Genomic DNA, 15,377 nt, shown 5'->3' with positions numbered 1-15,377 from the left:
CATTATTGCACGATCGCTTTCCACACTAGCCCAATCACAAAAACGCTGAGGGCTGCAATGCTAACCACTAATAATAAAAATCCGAATAGCAATAGCAACACAAATCCTTGGTTTGCTTTTTTCTGATGCTGAGGTGAATCGAGGTGAGCCTCTAATAGACGAATATTTTTGCTGTTGGCTTTCCAAGTGACATCTAATAAATCTCCGGCAACCGGAACTGTCCCGGCTAGCGTGTCAAATACAAGATTAGACACCATTTGCGTCACGGTCGATCGCGGCAGCCCCAATCGAGCCGACTCCCACACAATGTAGACCGAAAATCCTGCCATCACCAAATCTCCCCCACCGGGAATTAAGCCAACGATCGGGTCAATTCCAACTCGGTAAGGAGTGAAGGGAATGGGAATAGCATTATCGAGGATGTGAGCGATCGAGCGTAATCGTTGCAGAGAAGCCGTTTTAGAATCGGGTCGCATAGAGGCTCAAAAAACATCAGCATAGAGGAAGTTAAAGCGATCGGTATAGTATCGAAATCCTTTTGCCCTTCGATGATCTTGGATCAAACTAACAAATCTTTCCCAACTAAGCGCAGCGATCGCACCGTTTCAATCACAACCTCTGCCGCTCGATCGAGGTCTTCAACTGTATTGAATCGCCCGATCCCAAACCGAATCGAAGCATAGGCTAATTCGTCTGAAACTCCCAAAGCTTGCAGGACGTGAGACGGCTCAATTTTGGCAGACGTGCAGGCAGAACCCGAAGAAACGGCGATCGTGGGCTGCAATCCTAATAAAAGTGCTTGCCCGTCTACACCTTCTACACTGATGTTGAGATTTCCGGGTAAGCGTTGAGTGGGATGTCCATTGAGATGAATGCCGTCTAGTTGAGACACTTGCTGCCACAGGCGATCGCGCAATTGGGTCAAGCGCTGCGATTGGGCGGGCATCTCTGCGATCGCTAACTCAACTGCCTTGGCAAATCCGACAATTTGGGGCGGATAAAGCGTGCCCGATCGCAGCCCTCGCTCGTGCCCGCCACCATGCATTTGAGGTGCCACCTGCACTCTAGGATTTCGTCGCCGCACATACAATGCCCCAATGCCCTTTGGTGCGTAGACTTTGTGAGCGGTTAAAGACATTAAATCGATCTGCATCGCCTCCACGTCGAGAGGAATCTTGCCGATCGCTTGGGCTGCGTCAGTATGAAACAGAACTTGATGCTCGTGGCAGAGATGCCCGATCGCCTCTAACGGCTGCAACACCCCAATCTCATTATTTGCCGCCATCACAGACACTAAAATTGTGTCTGATCGCAGGGTCTTTTCTAACAAATCCAGGTCGATTAAACCATCTGATTTCACAGGCAAAAATGTCACCTCAAATCCTAACGATTGCAAATAGTGGCAAGGATCAAGAACGGCATTATGTTCGGTTTGAAGGGTGATAATGTGTCGTCCTCGATCGAGATATGCTTCTGCAACGCCCTTGATTGCTAGATTGTTGGCTTCAGTTGCACCACTCGTAAAAACAATCTCTTCAGGTGCCGCGTGAATTGAGTCTGCCAGAATTTCTCGTGCTTGCTGAATCGCGGCTTCGGCTTCCCAACCGTAGATGTGCCCCACACTCGACGGGTTGCCAAACTGCTGGGTGAAATAAGGCAACATCGCAGCTAACACGCGATCGTCTACTGGGGTTGTCGCTTGATTGTCAAGATAGATCGGACGTTGAGCCATCATTTGCCTATTCTAACTGAGTGCGCGTTTGCGAAAGATAGACGTTTTGCTGCTGTTGATCGCACTCATCTTGAAACACAGTTCTGCTGCAACTGATATATCAATGTGTGCTACTAAAGGTACAAAATTATTCGCAGCCCTTCATCTACTTCCTCTTGCAAATAGTCTGGTAGTGAACCAATGCGCTCAACCAAAAACGTTTTATCAAGCGTGAGAATTTGAGATACGTTAGCAACAGAATCTCTGGGCAAACCTGATGCTTCATGCGGTAACAAGACATTGCCTGGGGCTTCTGCCAACTGAATGTTGGAAGTGATCACTGCGACGATGACCGTATTGATTCGGCTTTGAGTAAAAGTATCGTCTTGAATCACCAAAACGGGACGGCGATATCCAGGCTCTGAAGCTACTGGTTCAGGAAGGTTTGCCCACCAAATTTCTCCTCGATACATTACCAATCCTCACGCGGCAAGGACATGATTTGCATCCTTGCCAACATGGGTTCTAAATCAGAAGACTCTTCAGCATAAACTTCGTTCAGCTTGTTGAGGATTTGATTACGGTTGTGCTTTCGCAGATAGGCTTGCAAAGCTTGTTTATAAAGCTCACTGCGTGACAGCCCCAACTGTTCAGCGAGTGCTTCTGCCTCCTCAAAAACTGAGTCTGGAAGCGAAATAGCAGTTTTCATAGTGACCCTGAGCTGGATTGCTACACTATTAGTTATACTTTAGTTATACCAAAATTACAAGAGCCATTTATGCTGTAACGCCTACAGAAAAATTTGAGCGATCGGGGTGCTGAATCCTGGCAGCAAAGGTGAGGTGAGACTGTCTCCGTCGAGTAGAGTGGCAACCAGTTGAAGTTGGGCTTCGTTACGGCGATAAACTTCTAGAGTTTTTAGTTGCCAATTAACAATCCAATATTCCTGGACACCGTGCAAGGAGTAAAGCTTGAGTTTAACTTCCTTATCTCGCTGTTCGTTGAGATCACCAGGAGAGAGCACTTCAACTATTAGCTCAGGGGCAACGGTTAGATGCCCTGCTTGATCAATGCCGCTGTCAAGGCTTTCTCGGCTGATCCAAACGACATCAGGAATCACCGCATCAGTTGGGGTGAAAATAACGCCTGGTGTCTGAAAGGCGTTCCCCATCCCACTTGTCTCTGACCAAGTTTCTAAGCGAACGTGCAGTTTGCCTGCTGCGCCTTGATGGCGAATGTGAGGGGCGCGGGTCACAAGCAGTTCTCCATCAATAATTTCATAGCGTTTCCAACCGCCATCGTCGGGCATGGCATCAAGATCACGGGTTGTCCAGCGCAGGGATTTGGCGACCATAGGGTTGACCATTGAGCTTGTTTTTTAGTGTAGTCGATCGTAGAAACGGCTGCTGATTGTCAATAAGCGGTTTAGCTCAACAACGCTCGATCGAGGCTGCTTAACTAAGTCCTGTTCAAAGAATCACCAACTCAAATTTTGACCGATCGCTTTTCATCAACTTATTTAGAAATGCGCTTTAAGGGTAAAGTTTGAGAACCTCCTCTACCTTTTTTCTAGCAGCTAATGGCGAAAACTGTTCTCATTACTGGCGCTTCAACAGGCATTGGGCTGGCAACTGCAAAACTATTTCAGCAGCAAGGCTGGAACGTGGTTGCGACCATGCGATCGCCCGAAAAAACCTCTGACCTAACAACACTCGATAACACGCTGTGCCTACGATTAGATGTCACCGAGCCGGACTCGATCGCCCAAGCCGTCACCGATGCCCTAGAGAAATTCTCAACGATCGATGTACTAGTCAACAATGCCGGATATGCTTTGCTAGGCGCATTTGAAGCCTGCACACCTGAACAGATTGAGCGACAATTTGCGACTAATGTTTTTGGATTGATGGCGGTGACTAGAGCTGTGTTGCCGCACTTTCGAGAACGGCGATCGGGCACCATTATTAACGTCTCCTCGATCGGGGGCAAAACGGCGTTTCCGCTCTATAGTCTCTATCATTCTACAAAATGGGCGGTTGAAGGCTTTTCAGACTCGCTGCGATACGAATTAGAGCCGTTCAATATTCGGGTAAAAATTATTGAGCCAGGCCCGATTAAAACTGATTTTTATGGGCGATCGACTGACCTCGCAACCCGTCCGGGATTGATGGCTTATGATGCCTTCGTTGCAAAAGTGTTGCCCAAACTCAAGCAGGTAGGCGACAGCGGCTCACCGCCAGAAGTTACGGCAGAGGTGATTTATCAAGCCGCGATCGATTCATCTCAGCGACTTCGCTACCCGGCTGGCGGCAATGCGGGGGCGTTGTTGCTGTTGAGAAAACTATTGCCCGATCAGATCTTTAGTACAATAGTTCGGAGCAGCACGATCGGATAATCGCGACTTATGATCAAAATCCTCCATCTTTCCGACATTCACTTAGGAAGCGGATTTTCTCATGGGCGAATCAACCCAGAAACCGGACTCAACACGCGACTAGAGGATTTTGTTGCGACACTGGGACGGTGTATCGATCGTGCCCTCTCTGAACCCGTCGATCTCGTCTTATTTGGAGGCGATGCCTTTCCTGACGCAACGCCGCCTCCGTATATTCAGCAAGCCTTTGCCCGTCAGTTTCATCGCCTGGTTGAGGCGGGCATTCCCACTGTGCTGCTCGTCGGAAATCACGATCAGCATTCTCAAGGAGCGGGCGGCGCGAGTCTATGTATTTATCGAACTTTGGGTGTACCGAATGTGATTGTGGGCGATCGCCTCGATTCTCACACCATCCAAACCCAGAATGGTGCTGTTCAAGTCATCACTCTGCCGTGGCTGACGCGATCAACGCTGCTCACCCGCCCCGAAACAGAAGGGCTGTCAATGTCAGAAGTGGGGCACTTGTTGCTTGATCGTCTCCGCGTTGCCCTCGAAGGTGAAATTCGTAAACTCGATTCTGCCCTGCCGACCGTTTTGTTGGCTCACTTGATGGCAGATTCTGCCACCTATGGCGCAGAGCGATTCCTAGCCGTGGGCAAAGGGTTCACCATTCCACTTTCTCTGATCACGCGCGATTGTTTTGATTATGTGGCGCTGGGTCACGTTCATCGTCACCAGATTCTTTGTCAACAGCCTTTGATTGTTTACCCTGGCAGCATTGAGCGAGTCGATTTTAGCGAAGAGAAAGAAGAGAAAGGATTTGTTTTAGTGGAGCTAGAGCGGAGAAAAGTTGAGATGGAGTTTTGTCCGCTTCCGGTGCGATCGTTTCGCACCATAGAACTCGATTTGTCTGAAGAAGATGAGCCACAGGCGACATTGCTCGATGCGATCGCATCCGAACTCGTTGAAGATGCTGTGGTGCGACTGATTTATCAACTTCGCCCCGAACAGGTTGATCGCGTTGACGATTCTCTGATTCACCAAGCTCTGAGCAGCGCTCATAATTACACCATTCACCCTGAGCTAATCAGTCAACTCTCTCGTCCGCGTCTGCCAGAATTGGGACTTGGCACCACGATCGAGCCATTGCAAGCCCTCCAAGCTTATTTGCAAAACCGCGAAGATTTGCGCGACCTGCAAGAACCCATTCTCGAAGCGGCTCAACGATTGTTGACTGACGAGACGGTTTGGGCAGGTTCGATCGGGTTGACGATTAACTTAGAGGACGCATTACCCGTTGAGTTAGAAGAGACGCAACTGCGATTGCTATAGTGCGATGCAGTTGCATTTCTCCAGTCATGTCAGATTCTCCGAACTGTTTTCACTGAACTTAGGATCGTGGATTAAATGGTATCGGTTACTTGCGATGGCAATGGGCACGGCAATGCCATGCCCCTACTTATTTCTGCTTAACTAGGTTTTGGATCTCTTGACGCAATTGAGGACTCTTTTGCACTGCCTCAAAAATTTGGTTAAAGCGCGGCACCTCTAACCCTTGAGCCTGCACCGCTTTCTCCATCTTGGCATCGCTGTCTTTTTGAATTTGCACTATCTTGGTCACGACTCGATCGTAGCTTTGCCGTTCTTTAGGCTGAATCTGCACAGCAGGAGCCGCCTTGGGATCTTTCTGTGCTTTGTAAATCTCATCAAAGCGCTGCTCGGTCAACCCCTTCTCGTCTTTAATTGCTTGAGCGGCTGCTTTCTCAGATTCACGATTGATCACCAAAATTTGCTTAATGGCATTCGCAAACTTCTGCACTTCATCTTTGCTGACGGATGTAGTTGGGGCTGCTTGAGACGCAGGGGCTGAAGTTTGTGCCTGAGCCGGGAGATGAGCAGCACCTAACAGAGCAACGGTGCAACAAGCGACCAAAACACGCTTGATCATGTTGAATTCTCCTATAGACGTGGGGAGGTGAACTTGTCGCCAACTGCACTGGCTTAAAGTGGTTAAAAAACAACGGCTTTAGAGTGGGTTGTAGACTTGCTTTGACCTATAGTACCGAGAATTGATCGAATCAACATCCGATCGTGACAGTTTTCTCGATCGTCCTCGGCTCAGTCAATTTATCTCTCTAGGCATATCTGAACAACCGCAAGTCAGAACCCTTGATAGAGATAACTTTTTTAGCGCATCGATACAAATTAAAAGCATAGGTGGCGTGAGTTGTCACCCAGTTTCACGCACGAGTTAACCTCTATGCAGTCTTCTGATTTTAACCAGCCCGCTGACTTTCAGTTCTCTGCTCAGTCAGCCCTAGCTGAATCTCCTCCTTTATCCGCTTCTCAAAGTGCCACTGCGATCGCGACTCAAGACGCAGCGCTGTTAATCATTCCACTTTGCTTTGTGGCGATTTGGGCAGCCGTTGTCTGTGTCATCTCTAACACCTGGAAGCCCAGTCGTAAAGAGATTGAAAGCAACAAGCACACGTCTCAACTTCCTTGTAAAAAATGTGCTTACTTTAACAATAATCCTTATATAAAGTGTGCGGCTAACCCTCACATTGCAATGACAAAAGCTGCCAACGATTGTGGTGATTTTCAATCACGAGATCAGAAAACATTACGTTAAGAAAGCACTTCAAAACAGATAGAGTCTCTACCCCTTAAGACCACAACTCCAAAATTCAAACTGGCATGAAATCTCTGGCGATCGTTCCGGGTCGAGCAGGGCAAAGCGTGGATGTTGGTTAAGTAGGCACTGTTTGCTTGCTAACCACGTCAACTTTGCCTGTAGACTAAAGGGCTAGAAAAGTTTAGCCCTTTGTTTCAGACGAGCGAAACCTAGACCCTCAGTGATTGATGCCTATGAAATTGCAGTTTGTACTCCCAGGTTGGCGACGATGGGTTCGGCATCTCCTCCCATTCCTGCTTTTGCTGTCGTTTGTGACGGTCTTGCTGGTCGGTCGCGTGACTTCTGCGATCGGACAAGATGCCCGTCAAGAGATTCGAGGGGTTTGGATGACCCTCAACGACATGGACGTTCTCAAAGACCACACCAAACTGCAAAATGCAATCGGTCAACTGCGACAGCTAAACTTCAACACGGTTTACCCCGTAGTCTGGAACTCTGGCTATGTGATGTATCCCAGCGCGGTGGCACAACGCGCCGGAATTCAACCCTTTGTCTACACAGGTTTGACTGGGCAAGACATCATCGCTGATGTGACGGCGCAAGCCCATCAGCAAGGCTTACTCGCCATTCCCTGGTTTGAGTTTGGGTTGATGGCCCCCGCAACCTCAGAGCTGGTCTTAAACCATCCAGAGTGGCTGACGCAAAAGCGAGACGGCAGCCAGACCTCAGTGAGCGCTGCGGGTGAAGTGATGTGGCTAAATCCGTTTCTTCCTAGCGTGCAGCAATTCATTACCGATCTGGTTGTAGAAATCGTCACTCAATATGATGTTGATGGCATTCAGTTCGACGATCATATGAGTCTGCCTTATGAGTTTGGTTATGATGACTACACAGTTGCGCTGTATGTGAAAGAAACTAAAAAAGCGCCGCCTGCAAATGCCGCCGATGCCGCCTGGATGCGCTGGCGTGCCAATAAGATTACGGCGTTTATGGCACAACTCAACCAAGCTGTAAAAGCCAAAAAGCCCAACGCGATTTTTTCGATTTCTCCTAACTACTATGACTTTGCTTACCGATTTCACTTGCAAGACTGGCTAGGCTGGGTGCGGCAAAACCTAGTTGATGAGCTGATTGTGCAAGTTTATCGACCTGATCTGCAAAGTTTCACCGAGCAGATCAACCGATCGGAGATTCGAGAAGCTCAACAAAAAATTCCGACTGGCATCGGCATCATGGCTGGCTTGAGAAATAGCCCAGTTTCAATGGAGCAAATTCAGTCTCAGGTGCGGGCATCTCAAGATCGCGGGTTGGGCACGTCTTTCTTCTACTATGAAAGCCTCTGGAACGATGCTCCAGAATCGGTTAGCGATCGTCAGGCTGGGTTTCAAGCCATTTTTGCGGCTCCTGCTTTGCGATCTGCCAACAAATAGCGTAGTTGGTCTTCCAAAATTACAAATGCTTTACCATAAAGACGGGCGAGTTGTGAACTAACCGATTATGGCAAAGCGCAAAAAAGACGACCTCAAATGGATTAAAGAAACCCTCGAACTCAAAGACGATCATCGCTGGCAGTGCAGCCCTGGCTATAAAGTGTTTGTGGCCGATCGAGGTGCCGTTCGTTTCGATGTGCCTCAAAATTGGTTTTTTGAGCCAGATGTTAAGTCGTTTAAGTTTCTCGATCGCGAACCCCCCGATGATGATTGCCGTCTCGAAATGTCGTTTACTCGCCTCCCTGACGCAGATTGGAGCCTGTTTCCGCTCCAACATACCCTTAAGAAGATTTTGCAAGATGACGAACGCGATGTGATTGAGCGAGGGGAAGTGATCACGCTCAAACGTCAAACGGCTCGCATTGTCTGGGCAGAAATTAAATTCATCGATACTCAAGACAGTCGAGAAGCCTTTTCTCGCACTTGCATTGGCTTGGGATCAAACGTCCAGTGCCTGATCACGTTTGACTATTGGGCAGATCAAGCCGAGGAATTGACCCCCGTTTGGGATGAAGTCTTGCGATCGCTGACTCTGGGGCTTTATATTCGTGACCCCATGAGCGGCACCGCTTTCCCTGACTGAGTTGTAACGAGACTAGACCGCTTGCAAAAGCCAATTTGGGTTCTGCAAGCGGTCTAGAGTGTGAGTTACCCCATTGCTCCAGGCAGGAGACTCCGCGAATTTAATGAAGGCAATAGCTACTTAGCTTCAGAGCCTACGCCTGCCTTCTCGATTTTTTTGGCGGCTTGAGCTAACGCCTTGCCAACGCTGTGCAGCGGGCCTTTGACTCCTCTCCCGGCTTCGTCACCGATCGCGGTGGTCTGTTCACCTAACTGCTCTAAAACCTCAGCAATTTCACTGGCTTCAGACTTCTTTCCTTTCAGAAGCTTCTTTAGTTCCTTCAGGCTGGCAGAGAGTTCTTTAAGGTTTTCTTCTTTGTGACCTTTGAGAAAGTTCACCCACACATCGACCGACGCGATCGCAGCATCAGACTCGATCTCGGTCAGATCACCATGCAGAACTTCTGCTAGAGAATCCACATCAGGAGATGCGTCATCTTGATCTGCGTCTACGTGTTTTGCTTCTTCAGATTGAGCTTTTGTAGATTGCTTTTCTTCTAGGGTCGAGTCATCTTGCTTGCCTTTCGTCTCTTTTTGAGATGCCATCTTAGTGATTCCTTATGTTAAAGGTTGTCATTACAGTCACTAACTTAAGCCCTTGACAAAGGGCTTTCCTCTCTCTGGAGAGCAACATTAGAATTCACTTGAAATCGTTCAATAGAGAGACGCAAATCAAAAACTTTATCGACTCAAGCCACTAATTAAACAGCGTTGAAAGCGTCAGTACGGTCGTGACATATTACGTGTTTCTGCTGACCGTCTAAAGCATAGATCTGGATCAGTACCGTAGATCGACGATGGCTGATCACTTTCCATAAACAGAGAATAAGCTCAACGCTGATGTGGATGACGACCCCTTAAAAAAGATGATGGCAACTCAAACTTCCCTTCGTTCTCGTGGCATGGAACTGTTAGTGTCCTACCACAATAAACCTTCGGTTCGTGTGCGAAATCAGTTGGTGCAGTTAAATGCGGGTCTTGTCCGCAAGATTGCTCATCGAGTTAGCCATCAGTGCGCCGAACCCTACGAAGATCTAGAACAAATTGGCTACATTGGTTTAATTCGTGCCATTGAGCGGTTTAACCCTCATCAAGGCTGTGCGTTTAGCTCGTTTGCAGTGCCTTACATTCGAGGTGAAATGCTTCACTTTTTGCGAGATCGGGCCGGTACTGTTAAGATTCCCCGTCGCTGGCAACAACTCAACAAAGAAGGGCAACGAGTTCGCGAAAGATTGACCGAGGCATTGGGTCACCAGCCGAGCGACGATGAAATCGCCAACGAGATGGGCGTAGAAGTTCACGAATGGCGTGAGAGTAAGCTAGCAGCTAGAAATCGGCTGCCGTTGAGCTTGGACGCAACGATTAGTCAGCAACTCGATTCTCCGATGACGTTGGGTGACACGCTGCCCGATGCCCATTATCAGCAGCTTCAGCACTTAGAAGAAGACCGTCAGCAATTGCACAAAGCGCTAAACCAGTTAGAAGACAAAACTCGGCAGGCGATCGAATACGTTTTTTTGCACGACTTGTCTCGCAAAGAGGTAGCCGAACAAATCGGAGTTAGCCCGATGACGGTGACTCGTCGCATTCACCGAGGCATTCAGCAGATGGTTGGCTTGTTGCAGCCTCAAGTTTTGCAAACCGATCCTTAATGATTGACTCGTTCTGATCAGTTGCTCATCATTCACGAAAGCGCCGGGTTGAATCTAGTTCAGTCCGGCATTTTCTATACAAAAGATTGTTTGAGGATCGTGAATTAAATCGTATCGGTTACTTGCATAGGCAATGGACACGGCAGTGCCATGCCCTTACGCAGATTTTGAGTCATCGGGTTTTCATGTCAGCGATCGCATTCCGGGTCATGGAAGCGATCGCCTGATCGCTTGCTTTAGGTAAGTGATAATACTTACCTCCCGCTTGTTTAGCGAGTTCCTTGGCAAAGCCTGTCGAGACAAATTTGTTTTCGGTGTCAATCACGAGGAGTTGAGTGCCCATCGCCCGAATTTTGCCTGCGATATCTAGCAGTTCGGCTTTGATGTCGGGCTTTTCACCTTCAGGAATGGTTTCGCCGAGCGATCGCGCCAGCGGCACATTTCCCCGACCATCTGTAATCGCCACAATTACCACTTGACCAATATCTCCCGACTGTTGGGCATTGATCCCCACCCGGACGGCTTGAGTTAACCCGTGTGCTAAGGGAGAACCGCCTCCGCAAGCCATGCGATCGAGACGACGTTTTGCAGCTTCGATCGATCGCGTGGGTGGCAACAAAACCTCTGCCTGTTCTCCCCTAAACGGAATCAGCGACACTTGATCACGATTTTGGTAAGCCTCGGTTAAGAGCGTCAACACCGCTCCCTTTGCGGAGTTCATGCGGTTGAGCGCCATTGAACCAGACGCATCGACGACGAAGATAATCAAGGCTCCGGCTTTGCGGGCAAGTCGCTTTTGTCGAATATCACTTTCTTCAACAAAAACGCGCTTGCGGGAAGCGGCACTCGTTTCGGGTCGGTTGTCTTCAGCACGTTGACGGCGAGACTTTTGGTAAGGAGCCGCCGATCGTAACGTGGCATCGACTGCAACTCGGCGCACTTTTCCTTTGGGCAGCATCGGTTTGATGTAGCGTCCTCGATCGTCAGAAAAGATAACCGAGCGACTCCCAGATTTGCCTTGACGAGTTGCCATTTGAGCAAAATAAAGCACGTCTGGGTCAAGAATCACGCCTTCTGCATCAAAGACAAACTCTTCAGGAATGCTAGGTGGTTCTTGTTCTTGCTGATCTTCAGGTTCTTCTTTTTCTTCCTGCTCGTCTTGATCTTGTTCAGATTCGTCTTGGGGTTCGTCTTGGTTTTGAGGGGGCGGCGGTGGCGGTGGCGGATTCTCGTCAGGTGGAGTTTGGACGATCGTCGATCGTGGCACGATCACCAGTTTGACGGCTTGGTGCAAATCTTCTGCCACTACATCTATGCGTCCGTCTAGCGCGGCGTGGGCTTTGGCAACTCTGAGGGCAAATAGTTCGGCTCGATGCCCCTGAACGCCACCTCGAATCGCTTCATTCACTAAGTAATTAATCTGTTCAGTGGTGATGCGGACATCTTTTAACCACTCTCTCGCCAAAATAATCTGAGTTCTCAACGAGTCGAGATCTTCGGCATATTGCTGGAGAAATGCTTGTGGAGAGTCAGAATAGCGAGTGGCTTGCTCAACGGCTTGCACGCGATCGTCTAGTTCTAAAACCGCGTCGGCAGAGAGTGCGATCGCGATCCGATCCAGTAAATGTTCTCTCAGTGATCCTTCTTCAGGGTTGTAAGTAGCAATCAGTAAGGGCTTACACGGATGCTGAAAGCTAATGCCTTCTCGCTCAATCTGGTTACGTCCATCCGTTAAGGCAGTTAATAGGAAGTTAGAGATCTGATCGTCTAGCAGATTAATTTCGTCGATATAAAGAACGCCTCGATTGGCTTCTGCTAAAAGCCCTGGTTGAAAAACAGTTTCACCTTGTCTAATCGATTGGCTGACATCGACGGAACCAAGCAGCCGATCTTCGGTGATGCCGAGCGGAATTTGTACAAAAGGTGCCCGAATTACCTCAGTTGGAATCTCTGACAAATTTTTTATTTTTTCTAAAGTCAAGTCGTCCCAATCTTCGGGAGTGTTGGGGTCACAATTGCTGAGAGAATCTTTGACGACCTCGATCGGAGGCAGCAACGCATGAATTGCCCGTGCCATCACTGATTTGGCGGTGCCTCTGCGCCCAGCAATCACGACTCCTCCCAATGTCGGATCGACCGCCGCTAAAAGGAGTGCCATTTTGATGGCTTCTTGACCCACGACCGCAGCCAGCGGAAACGTGGTAATTGGGGAATCAACTACGGACATATCATCTCAAAAATAATAATTAGTACATTAAAGAAAAGAAATTGCGCTCAGGGTTCTCCAGCTTTCTGAGATTGTTGGATCACGGCGCTCCAATCATCGTTTTCGACGGCGGCTTCTAGGTTTTGACGACGCTCGGCTTCTGAGGTTGAAAGCTGATCTGACTCTTTGCTGAGTGCTTGATCTGCCATTGCCTTACGAAGTTTCAATTTTTTCTCCTCATATGCCTCTCGATCGGCAGCAGACATCACCAGTTTTGCCGCTTCTCCGACGGTGCCAGCCCAGCGATCGCTCTCGTCTCCATTCCCAGATGGAACTTCACCATTCTCAGCAATCCACGCATCCCTTAACTGCTCCATTTCTTCGCGCTTAGGAAACTTGAAGGTTTTTAGCCGCAAAAAGGCACAGGTCTCGTCGCCAACTTGAGACACATGACCACTGAGAGAAAGCGGCACATTGCGCGAATAGCCCACGTATTGAAGTTGAAGACTGCGATCGAAGACTGCGTAAACTCCCGCAATTTTGGCATTTACCGCTTGAGCAGACCAGTCTACGACAGACATCACTTCATTGCCCTGACTTTCTAAGTTAGGAGCGCTGGTCGTTGTCTCAGTATGCTCGTCATCAGAGCTATATAAGAAGCTGTGTAAGCCTTGGTGCGCTTGGGGGACATTTTGATGCTCGATCGCAACTGAGTTATCTGCTTCCACTTGAGTTGATCTCCGTTTCGCACTGCATCAGATTCATTTTATTATCGGAGATCTAGGCAACCGAATTTTGCGAGATCGGAGATCATCCCCTCCCATTCTTTCTAAAGATGGCGTAAACTTTTGTAATCAAGTTTTAAGGTAATTTTCAGAAATGGCAACTCCTGCTGGATTTGGGAAGGCGAAACCGCAGACACAGAAGCAGCCGAGTAAGGGTGCTGAAAAGCGGGCTGAGGCATCGCAGCTTTACGATCGGTTCAAAGATGATGGCACACCTGAATATGAGATTTACATTCGGGTTCAGGGCAAGAAAAGCTGGTTTCCGGTCGGTGCGATCGCGGTGAAGCGCTCAAATCAAATCAATCATGCCATTTTTGACAACTTAGAAGAACTACAAAAAGGGGCGTTTCGGCTGTTTCCGGTGCTGAAGAAAAATCAGGCTCAGTTGGAGTATGGCTATCGTCTGAAAGGCTTTAAAGACGACGAGATCGAGTTAGCCGAACGTCCTTCAGCCGGGTCAAACGCGGGAATTGGCGTTCAGAATGCGCTGTCGATGATTGGCGATCGTGTCTTCTCAATCTTCAAACGCAAATAAGATCTATAGCAATCCTATTTCAGTTGTCAGAGTGGGACAGCCTTCTAGCCTGTACGGGCAAGATGCCCATCCCACAATTCACCTAGGATTGCTATAGAACTCGTCATTTTGCGAAAAATTAGCCTAGATTTCTCTGTAGCTGCAATCCCAAAAGTCCAATTTTGATGTGTTCTAGCAAGCTGTCTTTGCCCGATGCCCGATCGCACTGTGTCAAGGGTTTACGACAATTCTTGGCAACTCGTTTGGCGCTAATAGTTTGCTTGTGAGGTGTGCCACGGCCGGTAATGATCACGACAAGATCAGCCTGGGCAATGTGGCTCTCAGTTTGTTTCGCCCACTGATCGCCATCCTCGGCGGTGCACCAGACCAGATGCACTTTTGACTGCCGCAAACACTCTTCTACCTGCACTTTGACGTTGTTTTGACCTCCAAAGATCACCACTTTTCCGGCTAATTCTGCATAAGGGTCAGGTTTTTCGTCTGATTGGCCGCAATCATCAGCCGCCGCACGAGAGCGAGAGCTAGGGTTTCCACTGGGCGGCACTAAGGTCAGATGAGATGGATATTTTTGTTGACGTAGCTTAGTCGCCTTTTCATACATCCGAGACAGCTTCCATTCTGGAGTGCCCGCAATCACGATCGCCTTTCCGTCCCGATTACAGTCGTTGATTTTGTCGAGTAAGGCGTTAACCACTTCTTCGAGCGCTTCTAGTGACTTCAGATCTTCTTTGGCGTAGTGAACCTCGATCGCTAAATCGGCGGCTTCATAGTAGTTTTCTTGAGCGGCGATCGTGTCCAGTAGCTGACGCTTTTTCTCGTGTCGTCGGCGCTGAAGCTCTTCTCGTTCACGCCGTCTCAATTGGGTGTCAGACTCTTCGCGCTCTTGTCGCTGCCGTCGCTCTTCGATCAGTTGCCCGACCCAATCAATGGGTTCTTGAGGTTGACTCTGACGAATCTCTAATAATTTTTCTGCCAGCTTAAGCAACTCATATTTAAGCTGATAGCGATAGTGACGAATTCTAACCTCTAGCTGCTGATAGCGATCGTCATCGATCGGCGTGTTGACCCGTTGCAGTTCCCGTTGCAGGTTTTCTAACTTGATGCAAAAATGTTCTAGCTTTTGCTGAATCTCAAGACAGGCTTCTCGCTTAACAATTTCTGTTTCATAACTCTGGACAAATTGCTCGAAGGGATCAAAGCTTTGCATACTGGTACAACCTTTTTTGAGTTGGGTGAGAGAACCAGACCAATGTCAGGATGTTGCTCAAAAGATAAATATTCTTAATATCTCTGTCTAAACTAGGTAAGGTCAGCGTGGAAGTACGGAATCATTCTTTGTCTGCCATCCAACGAGTCCTTGTCTTTACT

The 15,377-nt window shown here is 48.6% G+C and carries 17 protein-coding genes; 7 read left to right on the top strand and 10 right to left on the bottom strand.

From position 1 onward, the window contains the following. Positions 1-2: 2 nt before the first annotated feature. From BRW63_RS03565 to BRW63_RS03545, 5 genes are all read right to left on the bottom strand, one after another. Entirely contained in the window at positions 3-476 is a 474-nt protein-coding gene (locus BRW63_RS03565) for a DUF4112 domain-containing protein (protein WP_073069530.1), read from the bottom strand. 83 nt (positions 477-559) lie between these two features. Continuing rightward, the gene (locus BRW63_RS03560; protein ID WP_317615785.1) at positions 560-1,735 is read right to left on the bottom strand and encodes an IscS subfamily cysteine desulfurase; all 1,176 of its coding nucleotides are present in this window, start codon (positions 1,733-1,735) and stop codon (positions 560-562) included. Between the two features lie 110 nt (positions 1,736-1,845). Then, positions 1,846-2,184, bottom strand: a complete 339-nt coding sequence (locus BRW63_RS03555) for a type II toxin-antitoxin system PemK/MazF family toxin (RefSeq protein WP_083582660.1) — start codon at positions 2,182-2,184, stop codon at positions 1,846-1,848. Next, entirely contained in the window at positions 2,184-2,420 is a 237-nt protein-coding gene (locus BRW63_RS03550) for a ribbon-helix-helix protein, CopG family (protein WP_073069528.1), read from the bottom strand. The genes BRW63_RS03555 and BRW63_RS03550 overlap by 1 nt, the downstream gene beginning before the upstream one ends. Before the next feature lie 81 nt (positions 2,421-2,501). After that, entirely contained in the window at positions 2,502-3,065 is a 564-nt protein-coding gene (locus tag BRW63_RS03545) for a Uma2 family endonuclease (RefSeq protein ID WP_083582670.1), read from the bottom strand. 225 nt (positions 3,066-3,290) lie between these two features. Here BRW63_RS03545 and BRW63_RS03540 point away from each other — a divergent pair, with 225 nt between their 5' ends. Together BRW63_RS03540 and sbcD are read left to right on the top strand one after the other, a co-directional pair. After that, positions 3,291-4,106: an SDR family oxidoreductase gene (locus tag BRW63_RS03540; protein ID WP_073069526.1), complete on the top strand. Its 816-nt coding sequence runs from the start codon at positions 3,291-3,293 to the stop codon at positions 4,104-4,106. 9 nt (positions 4,107-4,115) lie between these two features. Continuing rightward, positions 4,116-5,417, top strand: coding sequence for an exonuclease subunit SbcD (gene sbcD / locus BRW63_RS03535; RefSeq protein ID WP_073069525.1), 1,302 nt, complete (start codon positions 4,116-4,118; stop codon positions 5,415-5,417). Positions 5,418-5,544: 127 nt separating this feature from the next. Here sbcD and BRW63_RS03530 read toward each other — a convergent pair whose 3' ends face one another. Further along, positions 5,545-6,033, bottom strand: a complete 489-nt coding sequence (locus tag BRW63_RS03530) for a DUF4168 domain-containing protein (RefSeq protein WP_073069524.1) — start codon at positions 6,031-6,033, stop codon at positions 5,545-5,547. 312 nt (positions 6,034-6,345) lie between these two features. On the opposite strand from BRW63_RS03530, the gene BRW63_RS03525 reads away from it, so the two are divergent. The 3 genes from BRW63_RS03525 (at position 6,346) to BRW63_RS03515 (ending at position 8,793) form a co-directional block, all read left to right on the top strand. Continuing rightward, positions 6,346-6,717, top strand: a complete 372-nt coding sequence (locus BRW63_RS03525) for a hypothetical protein (protein ID WP_073069523.1) — start codon at positions 6,346-6,348, stop codon at positions 6,715-6,717. Between the two features lie 236 nt (positions 6,718-6,953). Then, positions 6,954-8,150, top strand: a complete 1,197-nt coding sequence (locus tag BRW63_RS03520; RefSeq protein WP_073069522.1) for a glycoside hydrolase family 10 protein — start codon at positions 6,954-6,956, stop codon at positions 8,148-8,150. Between the two features lie 67 nt (positions 8,151-8,217). Next, a complete protein-coding gene (locus BRW63_RS03515; RefSeq protein ID WP_073069521.1) occupies positions 8,218-8,793 on the top strand; it encodes a hypothetical protein in 576 nt (191 codons plus the stop codon). A 116-nt stretch (positions 8,794-8,909) separates the two neighbouring features. On the opposite strand, the gene BRW63_RS03510 is transcribed toward BRW63_RS03515, so the two are convergent. Further along, the gene (locus BRW63_RS03510) at positions 8,910-9,377 is read right to left on the bottom strand and encodes a hypothetical protein (RefSeq protein ID WP_073069520.1); all 468 of its coding nucleotides are present in this window, start codon (positions 9,375-9,377) and stop codon (positions 8,910-8,912) included. Between the two features lie 323 nt (positions 9,378-9,700). Here BRW63_RS03510 and BRW63_RS03505 point away from each other — a divergent pair, with 323 nt between their 5' ends. Then, complete coding sequence (locus BRW63_RS03505; RefSeq protein WP_073069519.1) at positions 9,701-10,483, top strand: RNA polymerase sigma factor SigF; 783 nt, start codon at positions 9,701-9,703, stop codon at positions 10,481-10,483. Positions 10,484-10,655: 172 nt separating this feature from the next. On the opposite strand, the gene bchD is transcribed toward BRW63_RS03505, so the two are convergent. Together bchD and BRW63_RS03495 are read right to left on the bottom strand one after the other, a co-directional pair. Beyond that, positions 10,656-12,710, bottom strand: coding sequence for a magnesium chelatase ATPase subunit D (bchD, locus tag BRW63_RS03500; protein ID WP_073069518.1), 2,055 nt, complete (start codon positions 12,708-12,710; stop codon positions 10,656-10,658). A 47-nt stretch (positions 12,711-12,757) separates the two neighbouring features. Next, complete coding sequence (locus BRW63_RS03495) at positions 12,758-13,417, bottom strand: GIY-YIG nuclease family protein (protein ID WP_073069517.1); 660 nt, start codon at positions 13,415-13,417, stop codon at positions 12,758-12,760. A gap of 151 nt (positions 13,418-13,568) precedes the next feature. Here BRW63_RS03495 and BRW63_RS03490 point away from each other — a divergent pair, with 151 nt between their 5' ends. After that, on the top strand, positions 13,569-14,009 hold the full coding sequence (locus BRW63_RS03490) for an HHL1-like protein (protein ID WP_073069516.1): 441 nt from the start codon (positions 13,569-13,571) through the stop codon (positions 14,007-14,009). 118 nt (positions 14,010-14,127) lie between these two features. Here BRW63_RS03490 and BRW63_RS03485 read toward each other — a convergent pair whose 3' ends face one another. Next, a complete protein-coding gene (locus tag BRW63_RS03485) occupies positions 14,128-15,216 on the bottom strand; it encodes a DUF2325 domain-containing protein (RefSeq protein ID WP_073069515.1) in 1,089 nt (362 codons plus the stop codon). Between the last annotated feature and the right edge of the window lie 161 nt (positions 15,217-15,377).

The sequence above is a fragment of the Phormidesmis priestleyi ULC007 genome (assembly GCF_001895925.1).
Classification (GTDB): Bacteria; Cyanobacteriota; Cyanobacteriia; order Leptolyngbyales; family Leptolyngbyaceae; genus Phormidesmis_A; species Phormidesmis_A priestleyi_A.
The sequence above is the reverse complement of the archived record's forward strand: the minus strand, read 5'-3'. Positions and strand labels throughout refer to the sequence as shown.

What these genes read in the sequence shown, in the direction of transcription:
- BRW63_RS03565 (WP_073069530.1), bottom strand. Translation starts at nt 476, where the DNA reads ATGCGACCCGATTCTAAAACGGCTTCTCTGCAACGATTACGCTCGATC.
- BRW63_RS03560 (WP_317615785.1), bottom strand. Translation starts at nt 1,735, where the DNA reads ATGATGGCTCAACGTCCGATCTATCTTGACAATCAAGCGACAACCCCA.
- BRW63_RS03555 (WP_083582660.1), bottom strand. Translation starts at nt 2,184, where the DNA reads ATGTATCGAGGAGAAATTTGGTGGGCAAACCTTCCTGAACCAGTAGCT.
- BRW63_RS03550 (WP_073069528.1), bottom strand. Translation starts at nt 2,420, where the DNA reads ATGAAAACTGCTATTTCGCTTCCAGACTCAGTTTTTGAGGAGGCAGAA.
- BRW63_RS03545 (WP_083582670.1), bottom strand. Translation starts at nt 3,065, where the DNA reads ATGGTCGCCAAATCCCTGCGCTGGACAACCCGTGATCTTGATGCCATG.
- BRW63_RS03540 (WP_073069526.1), top strand. Translation starts at nt 3,291, where the DNA reads ATGGCGAAAACTGTTCTCATTACTGGCGCTTCAACAGGCATTGGGCTG.
- sbcD (WP_073069525.1), top strand. Translation starts at nt 4,116, where the DNA reads ATGATCAAAATCCTCCATCTTTCCGACATTCACTTAGGAAGCGGATTT.
- BRW63_RS03530 (WP_073069524.1), bottom strand. Translation starts at nt 6,033, where the DNA reads ATGATCAAGCGTGTTTTGGTCGCTTGTTGCACCGTTGCTCTGTTAGGT.
- BRW63_RS03525 (WP_073069523.1), top strand. Translation starts at nt 6,346, where the DNA reads ATGCAGTCTTCTGATTTTAACCAGCCCGCTGACTTTCAGTTCTCTGCT.
- BRW63_RS03520 (WP_073069522.1), top strand. Translation starts at nt 6,954, where the DNA reads ATGAAATTGCAGTTTGTACTCCCAGGTTGGCGACGATGGGTTCGGCAT.
- BRW63_RS03515 (WP_073069521.1), top strand. Translation starts at nt 8,218, where the DNA reads ATGGCAAAGCGCAAAAAAGACGACCTCAAATGGATTAAAGAAACCCTC.
- BRW63_RS03510 (WP_073069520.1), bottom strand. Translation starts at nt 9,377, where the DNA reads ATGGCATCTCAAAAAGAGACGAAAGGCAAGCAAGATGACTCGACCCTA.
- BRW63_RS03505 (WP_073069519.1), top strand. Translation starts at nt 9,701, where the DNA reads ATGGCAACTCAAACTTCCCTTCGTTCTCGTGGCATGGAACTGTTAGTG.
- bchD (WP_073069518.1), bottom strand. Translation starts at nt 12,710, where the DNA reads ATGTCCGTAGTTGATTCCCCAATTACCACGTTTCCGCTGGCTGCGGTC.
- BRW63_RS03490 (WP_073069516.1), top strand. Translation starts at nt 13,569, where the DNA reads ATGGCAACTCCTGCTGGATTTGGGAAGGCGAAACCGCAGACACAGAAG.
- BRW63_RS03485 (WP_073069515.1), bottom strand. Translation starts at nt 15,216, where the DNA reads ATGCAAAGCTTTGATCCCTTCGAGCAATTTGTCCAGAGTTATGAAACA.